Genomic DNA, 14,200 nt, shown 5'->3' on the forward strand with positions numbered 1-14,200 from the left:
GAGCGATGCATGACCGGCCGGAATGTCGGATCGAGGCCCTTCAGGATATCGAGAATAGGTGGAAGGCTGTCCCCTACGTCGGCCGAGATCGCATAGTCCTGGGCGAAGTCCGCATCTCCGGTCTGGAATGAGGCAGCAGGCAGACGGACACCAAGGTGTCCCGCGTAGGTCGAGAAGGCGACCGATCCAACGAGGCAGGCCCGCAGGCGGAAGATTCCGGCATTGGCAAGAGCTTCGACGACATCACCGGTAAAACGATCCGGTTCCGGCAAGCCAGCCTCACGAACGAGCGTCGAGACGAATTTGCGGCGAGCTTTGGCATCGTCTTTGATCGCCTTGAAGTCCTCGACCCGTTTGTTGATCTCCGGATCGTCGGCCGGTCCAACATAGCGACGCTGTTGGCGATACCCCTTTCCTTCCGGCGGCTGGTCGAAGTACCAGTATTTCCGGCCCTTGTTGTTGACCCCGACGAAGCGGCCTTCAACCGGGAAGTCGGCCGAAAAGGAAGCATCGAGCAGCCGTTGACCAAGTTCGGCGGTCATGGTGCGATACATGAGATCGATCTGCTTCATGTTGCCTCGCTGTACTAAATCTGAGTTTTTAGTACATCGCCAAAAACGCGAAGCTATACTAAATCCTCATATTTAGTATAGCTCTGCTTCCACTTTTTCAATAGCAATCTGTATCGCGGCCAGCATGGCCCGACCAACTTCCAGAACGAGGCAGTAGTCGAGGTGGTCTTCCTGTCGTTAGAGCGGTCGACTGAGACTTGATTGGTCGCAGGTTCGAGTCCTGCCGTGTCCACCATGTTACTGAACCACTCGCAGTCGTGGCCAATCGGCGATGCCGCCGAGCGACACCTTGCGTCATTGGTTGACATATGAGGGGCAGTCCATAATTCTCGATATCCTGAAGGGCCTCGATCCGACATTCCGGCCGGTCATGCATCGCTCCGGGTCACCGCGTGCGACCGGCTTCATCAATCGCAGTGGCTACAAGGTTGAGTTCCTGACCGGAAACAGGGAATCAGATGACCACATGGACAAACCGACCGACATGCCCGCCCTTGGTGGAGCCTCGGCAGAACCCCTGAGGTTCTTGGACTTCCTGATCTATGAGCCGATCAGGGCCGTCATGCTGCACAAGTCAGGCATCAGCGTAATCGTACCAGCTCCGGAGCGCTACGCGGTCCACAAGCTGATCGTCGCCAGCCGCCGCGCCGTTGACACGCTTGGTTCCGCGAAACGAGACAAGGACTTGAGGCAAGCCGGTCTCCTGTTCGAAGCACTAAATGTCGCCAATCGGCTCAATGAGCTGTCGGACGCATTGCACGAGGCATGCGAGAGGGGAGTGGCCTGGCGCTCGGCGATCAGGACCGGGATCGGCCACATGAGCCGGGCTGATCGGGCGAAGACGGAGGCGTTGTTCAAAGAACTCGGCGTCGATCCATTTAAGGAAGATAGGTGAGGCTTCACCGAATTATTATTAGCAGCTCGTTTCTGACCAAAAACCCGCGCCGATGTGTGCGTTCAGGGTCGCATAATGTATCAAGTGGAGCGCCTCAATTCCCTGTTGTGCTCCGCAGCCTACTGGCGAGCAATTCCGACCGATGTCACTGTAGCAATCGGTCGCGGATCGTTCCCGGAATTTGCCGAAGCGCTTCGAGTATGTCGTTCGCAGTTCCGCCCACGTCCAACGGGAGGTTACTATCGGGCTGAACGCGACTCGGGCTTCGATCCCGCTTCGAAGCCACTGGAATATCGAGAATGCCCGCGGCAAGAAGTGCGAAAGGCACGCGCGCCCGGATCAAAAAAGCTAAAGAGTTAACGCAAGGTATTTCGCATCATGCATATCGCTCAAGCGCTTTGGGTGAAGCGGACCAGGATCCCTCTTGCGATTATCTTCCCGGTCCGCTGTAGCCCCGCCGCGCTGTTCAAAAAAGGACGGGTTGTTGTGCAAGGTTTAGGAATTCGCGGCCCCGGCGCGCTGCCGCCGATACTGGACCGTGGGCAGCCCACCCCAGCCCCAATTGTCCAGATCTACTTCTTCGATCACCACATACGTGGACTCAAGTGGCTTATTGAGTACGTCGAGCAACACCTGACTAACGCCTTTGATGATGGCGGCCTTCTCCTCAGCGGAGACGGAACTGCGGTCGACGGTGGTCCCTTCACGGGTAACCTGCACGGTCACGATAGGCATTGAACTTCTCCTTGTTTACGATTGAACTAAGTTGTTCACGCTGCAGCGAGCAGCGCATTAATGTCCTGCTCGAGTTGGTAGACAGGGGCATAGCCATTTCTTACCCGGCGTAGCTGCCCGTCCTTTTCGAGGAATAGGGTAGGAAAGCTCGTCACACCCATCGAGCGGGCCATGGCGAATTCGGCAGCAGCGGCTTCGATCGTGTATTTCTGTTGCCAGGTTGTCTGAAATTCCGCGGGAGTGATCGGATTGCCGTTGGCCCTCAAGGCTGCTGCGCCGACTTCGGCGAGGACCTCGCCATTGGTGGTGTCGACTGCGTCGACATAAAACGCGTGCTGAAGGGCCCGGAAAACCTTCAGCAGGTCGGCGCTCGGGGCGAGAATCCGGGATGCCACGACGGCACGACAAACGGGTTCGGTGTCGTATACGAACCGTTTGCGGGCCATCAACCCTTCGCGGTTAAAGGGCAGTCCAGTTGACTGTTCGACCCTTGCCCAATGTTCCAAGCGAAACCGCTTGCCGGAATCGTCGAGCACATCCGTCGCTCCAGCGCGAAGGCCCCCAACGATGATCTCAAGGGAAATGTCGGGATGCCGACCGACGAGCGTTGTCATTTCTTTTCCGAAGCCATAGCACCACGAACACATCGGGTCGGCCACAAGTACGAGTTTCATTTCATCACCTCATTTTGGCTGATTTGACTACGACCGCAGCCGACCCGGCATGCGGTCGCATCAATGCTGGCGTCAGGACTTTTCGACAAGCAGCGCGATGCTACCAGCGACCTGCGCTTTGGCCGCCGTCTACACGGAGAATGTGGCCTGTGACAAAATTCGCCGATTCCAGATAAAGGACGGCATCGACAACATCGCGGATTTCGCCCATCCGACCGACCGGGTGCAGGGCAGACAGTGCCGCGTGGGTCTCCGGTGGGTTCATGGGGGTCTTTATGATCCCCGGCGAAACGGCATTGACCCGAACACCACTCGTGGCGAACTCGATGGCCAGCTCTTGAGTCACGGCGTTCAGTCCGCCCTTGGTGAGCGAAGCCAGCGCTGCCGGCACCCCGGCGATCGGCTGATTGACCAAGCTGGTGGTGATGTTGACGATATGGCCGGAGCCCTGCTTCAGCATCTCAGTTGCCACGCGCTGCGTGATATGGAAGAAGCCAGCGACATTGACGCCCATGTTGGTGTCGAAGTCTTCTTGGGTGAAGTCGACGAATGGTTTGGCGAGGAAGACGCCTGCATTGTTTACCAGTGTGTCGATCCTGCCAAAGCGTGCAAGGCCTTCACTGACTACACGCTCGGCAGTCTCGCGTTTGCTGATATCGCCCGCCACGGCGAAGACACCGGAATCGGCGCTATCCTTGATCGATCGCGCTGTGGCGATGACACGGTAGTTCCTGTCCCTATACGCTTTCACAAGACCAGCGCCGATACCCTGCGAGGCACCAGTAATAATAACAACCTTCTGTTCGATGCTCATTGAAATGTTCCTTGTTCAATTGCAGCGGTGCAACGGGTGCGTCCGCCCCACGCCCTCGGCGCTGGTGCAATTGTTTTAGAACCATCCGAGTTTCAGGTGAATTGCCGCCGCTAGGAGGGCACTCAACCGAAAAACGGGATAATCATGCGAGTGTTCCGGCTTCGGCGGCCAGTCTTTTGAATTCGGCGCGCAGTCGGGGAGCTGCAAAATCAACGAAAGCGCGCACCTTCGGCACCGTCATGCGGCCATGTGGTGACAACAAATGTACCGGAAGGGGTGGGGGCTCCGCATCCGCGAGAACGATTTTTAGGGTTCCGTCTCTAACGCATTCAGCGACGTGGTAGGAATAGAGCCTCGTCACACCACTCCCTCCGGCAGCTGAAGCGGCGGCTGCCCGAACGCTGTTGACGATGCATCGTGGTGTGAAATGGACAGTACGCGGAATAGTGGAGCCGTTGATCGCTGTGAAGCTCCATGAATCGAGGCCGAAATTGCTGAACGCAATGATCTGGTGCTTCTGAAGGTCAGCAGGCTCTTCGATCCGAGGATGGCTGGACAAGTAGCGAGGCGAAGCAACAACGACCCGCCTGACATCGCCACCCAGTCTTGTCGTGACATGGGAAGAATCCGGTAGATGACCAATGCGCAAGGTGATGTCGATTCCCTCTTCCACCGGATTAACAAGTCGGTCGAGAAGCAGAAGCCGCGCGGAAACTGCAGGATACGCGTCGAGAAAACTGTCCAGGATCGATCGAAGAACTTCCTCGCCAAGAACGGGTGGAGCAGAAATGTTCAGCAGCCCGCGCGGAGCCGAGCGTTCACCGCTCGCTAACATGTCAGCCTCCTCAAGATCGACAAGCATGCGTCGGCAGGCAACAACATACCGTTCGCCGGCTTCACTCAACTTCAATGCTCGGGTGGACCGATGCAACAATTCGACGCCGACATGGGCTTCCAACAGGCCCAACGCTCTGCTGACCGCTGTTGGCGACCGCTTCAACTGCCGCGCAGCAGCGGCAAGGCTGCCCTGGTCAACGGCAGTAACGAACACTTTCATTGCGTCTATCCGGTCCATTGGCCTGCCGATCATCGGGATAACGGGTGTGTAATTGCTTATGTTCACCCGAATCCCAGCAGGAAGCAAACCATCTACCGAGATGGCGACCGCGCTTTCGGTTTATTCCCCCCAAACGGAAATTCACCCAAGGGTCTCAGTCCCCGGGGAATTGGGTGTGCTGAAACTCATAGAGGCCGGGCGCTCAACACGCTGATTGGAACGGAGCCAACAATCTCGGAGAATACAGTGAAAGGACATGTCGCAAACATCCTGGCCAAGCTCAGGGCCAGCGATCGTACTCGCGCGGTCACCGTTGGACTGAAGCGGGAAATGATCGAACTGTAGAATGCCTGCATGGCGTGTGGCTCAATCTGACCTGCCAGAGAACATACTGTACGTACCTGGTCGCGGCGAGGAAAGGTTGCCCTTATCGGGACAGCCTTTCCTATCTAACGTCAGTTTTATGTGTCGTAACTTTTTAACTTTGCAGCCGGACGACCACGGCTCGAGTCTTGAAGGGCGCGCTACCGCAAATTTCTGAACGCTGCCCTCACTTCATGACTGAAAAGGTCTGGCTCCTCCCACGCCGCGAAGTGGCCTCCCTTTTCTACGGTGTTGTAGTAGATGAGATTGGAATAGGCGCGCTGAACCCATTTCTTTGGGGGCCTATAAACCTCACCGGGAAACACCGTAACAGCGGCAGGGATGGCGATCGGAGCAAGTTTCGCATTTGCAGCACTGTTCTCCCAATATATCCGACCGCTGGAGGTTCCCGTGTTTGTGAACCAGTACAGGGATATGTTGTCGAGAATCTCGTCTCTGGTAAAGGCGCGCTGCGGTTCACCACGGGTGAAAACCCAGTCAGCCAGCTTGTCATAAATCCACGCTGCCAGGCCAACCGGAGAATCGGAAACACCGTACCCGATCGTCTGAGGCCGCGTTCCCATGATCGCGGCATATCCAAACCCTTGATTGAGAAATTTGCGGGCCTCGTCGAAGATGGCGCGCTCTTCCGTAGATAATTCCTCGGGGGCAGGATCACCGTGCCTGAGCGCCTTGCCGATTTCTGGTGGGATCGTGGTGGAACGCTCTATTCTGTTGACATGGATACCCAGCAGACCCTCAGGTGCCTGACGGCCCATGGCATCCGAAATTATCGCTCCCCAGTCACCGCCCTGCGACACGTAGTTTGCATAACCCAGACGCTTCATCAGCGTGTCCCATGCAGTTGCCACGCGTCCCGGATTCCAGCCCGTGCCGCTTGGTTTTTCGGAAAAGCCGAAACCAGGGATCGATGGCAGCACTAGGTGGAAGGCGTCTTCAGCAGCCCCCCCGTGAGCGGTAGGATCGGTAAGCGGTCCGATAACCTTCAGCATTTCTAACACGGAACCTGGCCACCCATGCGTCATTACGAGTGGAAGCGCATTGGCATGACGGGAGCGCACGTGGATGAAGTGGATATCAAGGCCGTCGATGTTCGTCAAAAACTGAGGCAGGGCGTTCAGTCGTGCCTCTACACTGCGCCAATCGTAGCCATTCTCCCAATACTCAACGAGCGCCTTCAGTTCGGCGACCTGTACGCCCTGAGATCGGTCGTCGACCGTTTCAACGTCCGGCCATCGTGTCTCCGCCAGACGGCGTTGGAGGTCGTCAACGGATGATTGCGCAATATTTACCTTGAAAGGATGGATTGCTCCGCTTGATGTTTCGGCCTTTGCGGTCCCAAAGCCGGGCGCTCCAGAGACCAGGAGAGCCGATGATCCAATCACCGCAGCGCTTAAAAGCAGTGTTCTGCGGGAGAGGAATGAATTTCCACTAGGTTGGTGAGTAGTCAAGATTGCACCCCTTTCCCGAGTACAAGTTAATGAATAGCGAGATTGCTCACTTGACGGGAACAACTAAAGTTGAGCCCTTCTCGACGATGTACGTTGCTAGCTCCGAAGCGTCACCGGCGCCGACGTTTCTAGCGAGGTGTGCAACGCCTGCCGGGATGAATAGCGACTGGCCTTCCTTGAGCGTGGCAGTTTGGCCACCCTCAAGCTGGTATTCGAGCGTACCCTTGAGCACATACGCGACTTCTTCGCCCGGATGGGAGTGCTTGATTGAAACTGCGCCAGGGAGGAAGTCGACACGAACCTGAAGAACTTCGCGGCCCGGAGCGCTGATATCGTTTTCCACCAAGTCGGTGCGCTGAATTCCGTTCTTTTGCGCGTGCGCCGCATGCACAGACACGCTGGCACTTGCGACAAGAAGAACGGCAGCGATTTTTTGAGTGAATTTCATTTCCTGATCCTTTGTTTGATATGCTTGGTAGGTTCGCCCTGTCGCAAAGCCCAAGCAGGGGGCGGGGGACCTGATTGAAGCCACTATTTGCGCCCTCACGTGTATCGAGTGTGTGTTCACTAAGCGGCAGTTTTGTAAGCCATTGCACGAACGATGACATCATCGGATCTGTTGCGAGATGTTTGTGGATCGCCCCTCGGGAGTGGTTTCAGGGAGCCTCGAGAGTTCGGTGAGCCGGATAACCGGCCCACAGTGCGTTGAGCAAACTTGGCTACGACTGCGATCCGCAGGTTATGCCGATACCGCGGTATCTTCCGGGCCGACACGGAAGACCAAGAACTTGTTTCCCTCCGGATCGCGGAAGTAGGCGCAATAGGATCCGTCCGGGTCAGCAGTTCGCATTCCAGGCGCACCTTCGTCTGTTCCACCCAACTTCAGTGCGAGGGCGTGGACGTCTCGAACTTGAGAGCGGGAGTCGGCTTGGAGAGCAACCATTCCGCCGTTCCCGACGTTGGCTCGCTGTCCGTTGAAGGGACTGATAACGCCAAACTCAGGTGCCCGCAGTCCATAGTAGACCGCCCTTCCCGGCTGGACGAGGACTCGGCCAGCCCCAAAGACGGCAAATATCTTATCGTAAAAGTCCGACGCAGCATCGAGGTTGTTGGTACCAACGGTCGTATGCCCAAGAAAACCTTTCGTTTCAGTCATTACTGTTCCTTTCCGATCACGTTTGTCGCGAAGGCCGGATGGCCTCACGGTCTCGCTGAAAAGGCGCTCGGCATGTGTACGGGATGTTTCTTGGACGATGCCCTATTGTAACGCAGTGTTGCGCAATCACAGCCACGTACACTCCAGTACAAATCGAGCCATTTCTTCGCCGCCAGCCGGACGGAGAATAGAAGCTCGTGATCAACAATCCTTAGGCAGCCAGCGATCGCTGACGCCCGACATCATCGATGATTGGCCGTCATTCGCCCTCATCGACCGCCCGCGCACTGCGCCGGATAGCCTGAGGTGGCTGTCCGAACGCGCGCAGGAATGCCCGTCGCATGCGCTCCCTATCAGCAAACCCAGTTTCGGCCGCGATGTACTCGATGGGGTGACGACTTTGCTCCATCATCAGGCGGGCGGTTTCCAGACGCAGATGCTCGACTGCCTTGGCAGGTGATTGTCCAGTCTCCGACCGAAAGGCACGACTGAACTGACGGGGACTAAGATGCGCGACATCGGCCAGTTCCTCGACCGACAGAGCCGACTTAAGATTCTTCCTAGCGTAGTCGAGGGCGCTCTGGATACGATCGGATTTGGCATCCATCTTGAGCAGTTCGGAATGCTGGGACTGACCACCTGCCCGGCGGTGATAGAGGACAAGCTTCTGGGCAACCGAGCGAGCGAGCTCTGTTCCGTAATCCTTTTCGACCATTCCAAGGGCCAGATCGATTCCAGCACTCATGCCCGCTGAAGTCCAAATATCTCCGTCTATGATGAAGATTCGATCTTCCTCCATCTTCACCTTGGGATAGCGCTCCTGCAGTTCGCGGGCAGACAGCCAGTGAGTTGTCGCTCGCTTGCCATCAAGGAGACCCGCCTGGGCAAGTACAAAAGCACCGGTGCAGATTGAAGCTGTTCTTCTTGACGCCAGACTTGCCCGACGGGCGAAGTCTATCATTCTGGACGATGACTCGGTGATCTGCATCCCGCCACCGAAGATGACGGTATCGAAATTGGGATCTTCGAAAGCCTTGGTATCGGCGGTGAGGCCATGCGAACTGCGGACCGCGCCACCCTCCTCAGACAGGACGTCGATCTGATAGACATTCTCGCCAGCGGAGACATTGGCGAACTCGAATACCGAGATTGCCGCCAGGTACATAAGCTGAAAACCCGGTACGAGGACAAATCCGATGCGCTGCATGCCGAATTCCCCTATGGCCTTAAAGGTTGCATATACGACATTTGAGACGGACGGGATAGAGCGTACTTTTGTACACGGCAAGCAATCAAGCTCGCTCTGAAAGAAGGATGCATGGCAATGAACACAATTGTACACAACGGAACCGCACTCGTCACAGGTGCATCCTCGGGGATAGGCGCGGTCTATGCAGATCGTCTCGCCCGGCGCGGCTACGACCTCATTCTGGTGGCACGTAGCGGAGACAAGCTGAAGGAACTGGCTGGACGCATCACTGACGAAACCGGGCGATCCGTCGAAACACTGTCCGCCGATCTAACGAAGACGGACGACCTGGCGCGTGTCGAGCAAGTGCTGCGCACTGACGCAAGCATCACCCTCCTCGTCAACAACGCTGGCGTTGGAGCCACCGCGCCGCTTCTGCAATCCGACATCGGGAAAATGGAAGCCATGGTGGCGTTGAATGTTACCGGCCCAATGCGACTGACCTATGCCGTCGCTCCTGCCTTCGTCTCCCGCGGCACCGGTACGATTATCAACATCGCGTCTATCGTCGCCATTGCACCAGAGGTTCTCAACGGCGTCTATGGTGGTAGCAAGGCGTTCATCCTGGCCTTCAGCCAATCCCTCCATCACGAACTCGCCGACAAGGGCGTTCGGGTTCAGGCGGTGCTTCCCGGCGCGACCGCAACCGACTTCTGGGATGCTGCAGGGCTTCCAATTGGCCATCTGCCCTCCGAGATCGTCATGTCCGCGACCGACATGGTCGACGCAGCACTTTCCGGGCTCGATCAGGGCGAACTGGTCACGATCCCCGCCTTGCCGAACATCGCCGACTGGAATGCCTTCGATACTGCGCGATTGGCACTCAGTCCTAACCTGTCGCATGCGATTCCCGCAGCTCGCTACTCAGCTTAAGCGTCTCTTATAAATGCATGGCTGCCCCGATCGAGTGGCAGTCATGGCATTACTACTACGGAGATATCGGGCGACTTCCTATTGGATCGGTCCGCCCAAACAAAGACGCGGGCTCCTTCAATCGCCAAGACGTAAACCCCGCAAGCGTTGCATCTGCCGTGCCGCGCACAATCTTACCGCCTCAAGTTCCATAAATAGGCGTGATGCCACAAAGTTTGGATTCTCAGATACCTAAGCTATCTGGCTAACCTCCTGTCGCCGGTTCGATTCCGTTCAAGGCGTGAAATTCGCCCTGCAGTGACAGCGGCTTTCCGCGCAGCTCGATACAGACCGTGTTCGTTTACTTCTCCGTCATCAATGAGTGCCACTCACCGTGCAAGAGTGGTGAAGCCCTACGACTGCAGAAGATCAGAGCCATCGGCCTAGTTGGTATTACAAAGGCGGGTGTCTGCCGCCGAGAGCCGCGATTTCGATCCGACAAGCAAGTATGATCGGCTCCAACCGGCCGGATTGCTGACTGAGGGATCTTTTGCGCGATTGGTGAAACTCGTCGATCCCTCTACCAATCGCAGAACTCGACTGCAGCTTTCAATGCCCTTGATATCGCTGGAATAACGACTAATTGGGCTCGGAAAATCGTGTGCGACGACAGAGCTTGGGGGCTTGGTTTTCTGTGACTTCACTTGGACAACACCGCTATCCGGCTTCCGCTGAGATCGCGCGCATGATTGAAGACGGGAATTGGGACGAGTCCATCCTGGGGCGGCCCTCGGCATGGCCTGCCTGCTTGAAGTCTGCCGTCGACATCATGCTTCCATCGCACGCCCAGATCGTGATGTTTTGGGGCGAGCAGTACGTCGCCCTCTACAACGACGCTTACGCTCCGTCCATCGGCCTCAGGCATCCTCAGGCGTTCGGGCGCCCGGCAAAGGAGAACTGGAGCGAGCTCTGGGAAGACCTCAAGCCGTTGCTTGATCGGGTCCTTCACAGTGGCGAGACGGTGTCTGCCAAGGATCGCCAATTCTACATCGAGCGTCACGGGCATCCGGAACAAGTTTACTTCGACATCTCCTACTCGCCGATCAAAGACGAGAACGGCAAAATCCGCGGCGTCTTCTGCATCGTCAGCGAGACGACGGAAAGGGTGCGCTCGCAGCAGGCCCTCAAGGAAAGCGAGGAACGTCTGCGGGTGCTTTTTTCCCAGTCCGCTGCAGGTATCGGACAGACTGATCTTTCAGGCCGGATGGTCCTCGTCAACCAGCGCTTCTGCGAGATGCTCGGCTATCGAAGAGACGACCTGGTCGGCATTCGGTTTCAGGACATCACGCATCCAGACGACTTCGCAGAAGCCGAGCGACGGTTCGAGCGCCTCGTCAACACCGGCGAATCCTTCGACATGGAGATGAGGTGCGTCCGAAAGGACGGGTCCCTCGTATGGACGGCGATATCGGTTTCGGCGCTCAGGGGTGACGATGGCCGGATCCGGCAGATTGGATTCATCGCCATCGACATTTCGGCGATCAAGGATGCGCAAGAGGCGGAACGCCACCTAGCTGCTATCATCGAGTCCTCGAACGATGCGATCCTCGGTATCGATCTCAGCATGACGATCACAAACTGGAACGCCGCCGCCGAAAAGCTCTACGGATATTCGCGAGACGAGGCGGTCGGAAAGTCCGTTCTGATGCTTGTGCCGGAGGAGCGGCACGACGAGGAGCCGGAAATCCTGCGACAGGTCAGCGCCGGGAATGTCGTAGAGCCCTACGAAACGCAACGTCGAAGAAAGGATGGTCGTCTTGTCGACGTCCAACTCAGCGTTTCTCCTATATATGACAGCAGCGGAAAGACGATCGGCGCCTCGAAAATATCCCAGGACATTACGGCCAGAAAGGAGGCTGAACGTCTGCAGACGGTTTTGACCGGTGAACTCAATCATCGCGTCAAGAACGTCTTTGCCACCGTACTCGCCATCGCGAAACAGACCCTTGGGCGGGAGGGGACGGGGCAGGACGAAGTGGGGGCCTTCCAGGAACGGCTCATGTCGATGGCGAGGGCGCATGATCTGCTCACGCATCGGGACTGGCAGCGCGCCGATCTTTTGGCGCTGGTCAGGCAAGTGCTTGAGCCCTATCCCCCAGAACGTTTCAAGATTGAGGGACCTTCCGTGTTTCTTCCTCAAAAGGCAGTTGTCTCGTTCTCTTTGGCTATCCACGAGTTGGCGACGAACGCCGCAAAATATGGCGCATTGTCTGCTGCTCAGGGCAAGGTCCAGATCTCCTGGCGCCTTGGGGAGAGGCATGAGGGAGCGAATGCCAGGTTACACTTCAGGTGGGCTGAACAAGGTGGTCCCCCCGTGAAGCCGCCAACAAAGAAGGGCTTCGGTTCGCGTCTGGTTGAGAGGCTTCTCGCGGTCGAGCTGAACGGCCGGTCGACAATCAGCTACGATCCTATAGGGGTCGTCTGCGAAATCGACGCGGTGCTCGACATAGATGCGTGAGCCAGGAAGCAGTCCGGTTGAATGGCGACGATCGATGCCTCGCCCGAGGTCCACCGCCAGCTCAAGGTGCACTTCTTAGCAGGCTTTGGCTTCCGATTTGTGAATCCTTGAATTCGAAATTCTTCGGCCTAATTGCCTCTCCCGACATCTCTCATGTTTGGGGGATACAAAGAGACGAGCCGCATTCTGGGCAATGGAACTAGACGGCACACGCCGCATTAAGTCTGATTACTAAACAACCAGGCCGCCATGCAGGAATATGATCAGAGACGTGCAGACGCGCGAGACGCCGGACAGCGACTTGTTGCGCGACACGTGCGCGAAGACCCCTTTGCGGCCGCCTTCAAGGCGACGCGGATGCCGATGATTGTCACCGATCCGACCCAGCCTGACAATCCCATTATCTTCTGCAACGCTGCCTTCGAGAAGCTCACCGGCTATTCAAGCGTCGAAGTTGTGGGGCGCAACTGTCGCTTTCTACAAGGCGCGGATACCAATCCGGAGACCGTAGCGCGGATCCGCTCGGCAATCGAAGCCGGATCAGACATCGCAGTCGACATCCTCAACTACAGGAAAAACGGCCAGTCGTTTTGGAACGCGCTGTTCCTGTCCCCGGTTCGCGACGACAATGACAAGATCGTCTATTTCTTCGCGTCGCAACTCGACTTCACCAACGTCAAAAGCAGAGAGGCAGAACTTGCCGCTGCCCGCCACCAGGCTGAAGAGGCCGTGGCCGAGGCAACAAGAAACCTGCGAGCCGCGCTCGCCACACGCACGTTGCTCGTGCATGAAGTCGATCATCGCGTTAAGAACAACCTTCTGACCATGGCGTCGATCGTGAAGATGCAGGCGCGGTTGACAAAGGACGAGGGGCAACGGTCTGCGTTGATGTCGGTTCTCAACCGCATTGAGGCGATCAGCACCGTCCAGCGAAAGTTGTTTACGACCGACGACGTCGCCCGGTTCGACATCGCCGACTTCGCTCGGGAGCTGGCGACCGACCTTGTGGGAGCCATTAAGCGTGACGACATCCACCTTACCCTTGATCTCACCCCGGTCTACGTACCTGCGGTAAAGGCCTCTCCACTATCATTGATAGTCAACGAACTCGTCGGCGATGCCGTACGCCGGGGCCTCAGCCATGGTGGAGGGGAGATCCATATCCTCGTCAAACGGCTCAACGGTCATTTCCTCATTCGGGTCGAAGATACCTCCGAACCGGTCGAACCCGATGAAACCAGCGCCGAGTTGGGTCGGATGCTGCTCGAGGCTTCGGCACGCCAGGTTGAGGCAAGGATCGAGCGAACCCAGGCGGGCAGGCGAACGATCGTTGATGTTACGCTCCTCGTGGAAAGCGAAAAGGATGTACCCTATTGAAAGTCATGATCGTCGAGGACGAGATGCTGCTCGCCATGGAACTTGAGAGCGAAGTGGAAGCGGCGGGCCATTCGGTCGTCGGGGTTGCGGCAAGCAGTGGGCAGGCAGCCGACATCGTCCGTGATGCGCCGCCTGAGTTTGCTTTCGTCGATATCCACCTGCAGGACGGCCCAACGGGAATTAACGTGGGACGTATGCTCGCCGAGAAGCGCATTCCCTACGTCTTTGTCAGCGGCAACATCAAGAAACTTCCGGACGACTTCGCAGGCGCGATCGGGGCAATCGAGAAGCCTTACACGATAAACGGCATGGCGAACGCGCTAGCATACATCTCGGCGGTGGTACAAGGAGATGACAGCGCGCCGCCGCCTGCCAGCCTTGTGCTTGCGCACGATCTGAGGCCTGTCCGCAATTAATCATCTTCACAAGCTATCGTTGTCGCCGCCATGTCGCGCTAATGCATGAC

General features: G+C 57.1%; 13 protein-coding genes and 1 pseudogene. 5 read left to right on the forward strand and 9 right to left on the reverse strand.

Annotation, left to right across the window (positions count from 1 at the left end; all coding sequences use genetic code 11):
• Positions 1-572: GSU2403 family nucleotidyltransferase fold protein (locus tag BLJAPNOD_RS25535; RefSeq protein WP_244611099.1), on the reverse strand; the 572-nt coding region annotated here is incomplete at its 3' end.
• A gap of 325 nt (positions 573-897) precedes the next feature.
• Between BLJAPNOD_RS25535 and BLJAPNOD_RS25540 the strand changes: the two are divergent.
• Positions 898-1,467 (forward strand): annotated as a pseudogene (locus BLJAPNOD_RS25540) (GSU2403 family nucleotidyltransferase fold protein); the annotation flags it as partial.
• Positions 1,468-1,962: 495 nt separating this feature from the next.
• Here the strand turns inward: BLJAPNOD_RS25540 and BLJAPNOD_RS25545 are convergent.
• From BLJAPNOD_RS25545 to BLJAPNOD_RS25585, 8 genes are all read right to left on the reverse strand, one after another.
• On the reverse strand, positions 1,963-2,202 hold the full coding sequence (locus BLJAPNOD_RS25545) for a 4-oxalocrotonate tautomerase family protein (RefSeq protein ID WP_115421912.1): 240 nt from the start codon (positions 2,200-2,202) through the stop codon (positions 1,963-1,965).
• Between the two features lie 35 nt (positions 2,203-2,237).
• A complete protein-coding gene (locus BLJAPNOD_RS25550) occupies positions 2,238-2,816 on the reverse strand; it encodes a DsbA family protein (RefSeq protein WP_244611100.1) in 579 nt (192 codons plus the stop codon).
• A gap of 160 nt (positions 2,817-2,976) precedes the next feature.
• Positions 2,977-3,690, reverse strand: a complete 714-nt coding sequence (locus BLJAPNOD_RS25555; protein WP_077505488.1) for an SDR family oxidoreductase — start codon at positions 3,688-3,690, stop codon at positions 2,977-2,979.
• Between the two features lie 142 nt (positions 3,691-3,832).
• The gene (locus tag BLJAPNOD_RS25560) at positions 3,833-4,765 is read right to left on the reverse strand and encodes a LysR family transcriptional regulator (RefSeq protein WP_077505577.1); all 933 of its coding nucleotides are present in this window, start codon (positions 4,763-4,765) and stop codon (positions 3,833-3,835) included.
• Between the two features lie 506 nt (positions 4,766-5,271).
• On the reverse strand, positions 5,272-6,582 hold the full coding sequence (locus BLJAPNOD_RS25570) for an epoxide hydrolase family protein (RefSeq protein ID WP_077505486.1): 1,311 nt from the start codon (positions 6,580-6,582) through the stop codon (positions 5,272-5,274).
• Positions 6,583-6,628: 46 nt separating this feature from the next.
• Entirely contained in the window at positions 6,629-7,030 is a 402-nt protein-coding gene (locus BLJAPNOD_RS25575) for a cupin domain-containing protein (RefSeq protein ID WP_115421914.1), read from the reverse strand.
• A gap of 291 nt (positions 7,031-7,321) precedes the next feature.
• Positions 7,322-7,738 (reverse strand): VOC family protein, encoded by a 417-nt coding sequence (locus BLJAPNOD_RS25580; RefSeq protein ID WP_115421915.1) that lies wholly within the window; start codon positions 7,736-7,738, stop codon positions 7,322-7,324.
• A 259-nt stretch (positions 7,739-7,997) separates the two neighbouring features.
• Positions 7,998-8,945 carry a GlxA family transcriptional regulator gene (locus BLJAPNOD_RS25585; RefSeq protein WP_115421916.1) on the reverse strand — a complete coding sequence of 316 codons (948 nt, stop codon included), beginning with the start codon at positions 8,943-8,945 and terminating at the stop codon, positions 7,998-8,000.
• Positions 8,946-9,062: 117 nt separating this feature from the next.
• Here BLJAPNOD_RS25585 and BLJAPNOD_RS25590 point away from each other — a divergent pair, with 117 nt between their 5' ends.
• From BLJAPNOD_RS25590 to BLJAPNOD_RS25605, 4 genes are all read left to right on the forward strand, one after another.
• Complete coding sequence (locus tag BLJAPNOD_RS25590; RefSeq protein WP_077505573.1) at positions 9,063-9,860, forward strand: SDR family oxidoreductase; 798 nt, start codon at positions 9,063-9,065, stop codon at positions 9,858-9,860.
• A 724-nt stretch (positions 9,861-10,584) separates the two neighbouring features.
• Entirely contained in the window at positions 10,585-12,357 is a 1,773-nt protein-coding gene (locus BLJAPNOD_RS25595) for a PAS domain S-box protein (RefSeq protein ID WP_115421917.1), read from the forward strand.
• Between the two features lie 249 nt (positions 12,358-12,606).
• Entirely contained in the window at positions 12,607-13,734 is a 1,128-nt protein-coding gene (locus tag BLJAPNOD_RS25600; protein WP_115421918.1) for a PAS domain-containing protein, read from the forward strand.
• The gene (locus BLJAPNOD_RS25605; protein WP_115421919.1) at positions 13,731-14,150 is read left to right on the forward strand and encodes a response regulator; all 420 of its coding nucleotides are present in this window, start codon (positions 13,731-13,733) and stop codon (positions 14,148-14,150) included. Before BLJAPNOD_RS25600 ends, BLJAPNOD_RS25605 begins: the two co-directional genes overlap by 4 nt.
• The last annotated feature ends 50 nt before the right edge of the window (positions 14,151-14,200 follow it).

The organism is Ensifer sp. M14 (assembly GCF_003355565.1).
In the GTDB taxonomy this organism is placed as follows: domain Bacteria; phylum Pseudomonadota; class Alphaproteobacteria; order Rhizobiales; family Rhizobiaceae; genus Ensifer.

What these genes read in the sequence shown, in the direction of transcription:
- BLJAPNOD_RS25545 (WP_115421912.1), bottom strand. Translation starts at nt 2,202, where the DNA reads ATGCCTATCGTGACCGTGCAGGTTACCCGTGAAGGGACCACCGTCGAC.
- BLJAPNOD_RS25550 (WP_244611100.1), bottom strand. Translation starts at nt 2,816, where the DNA reads ATGACAACGCTCGTCGGTCGGCATCCCGACATTTCCCTTGAGATCATC.
- BLJAPNOD_RS25555 (WP_077505488.1), bottom strand. Translation starts at nt 3,690, where the DNA reads ATGAGCATCGAACAGAAGGTTGTTATTATTACTGGTGCCTCGCAGGGT.
- BLJAPNOD_RS25560 (WP_077505577.1), bottom strand. Translation starts at nt 4,765, where the DNA reads ATGGACCGGATAGACGCAATGAAAGTGTTCGTTACTGCCGTTGACCAG.
- BLJAPNOD_RS25575 (WP_115421914.1), bottom strand. Translation starts at nt 7,030, where the DNA reads ATGAAATTCACTCAAAAAATCGCTGCCGTTCTTCTTGTCGCAAGTGCC.
- BLJAPNOD_RS25580 (WP_115421915.1), bottom strand. Translation starts at nt 7,738, where the DNA reads ATGACTGAAACGAAAGGTTTTCTTGGGCATACGACCGTTGGTACCAAC.
- BLJAPNOD_RS25585 (WP_115421916.1), bottom strand. Translation starts at nt 8,945, where the DNA reads ATGCAGCGCATCGGATTTGTCCTCGTACCGGGTTTTCAGCTTATGTAC.
- BLJAPNOD_RS25590 (WP_077505573.1), top strand. Translation starts at nt 9,063, where the DNA reads ATGAACACAATTGTACACAACGGAACCGCACTCGTCACAGGTGCATCC.
- BLJAPNOD_RS25595 (WP_115421917.1), top strand. Translation starts at nt 10,585, where the DNA reads ATGATTGAAGACGGGAATTGGGACGAGTCCATCCTGGGGCGGCCCTCG.
- BLJAPNOD_RS25600 (WP_115421918.1), top strand. Translation starts at nt 12,607, where the DNA reads ATGCAGGAATATGATCAGAGACGTGCAGACGCGCGAGACGCCGGACAG.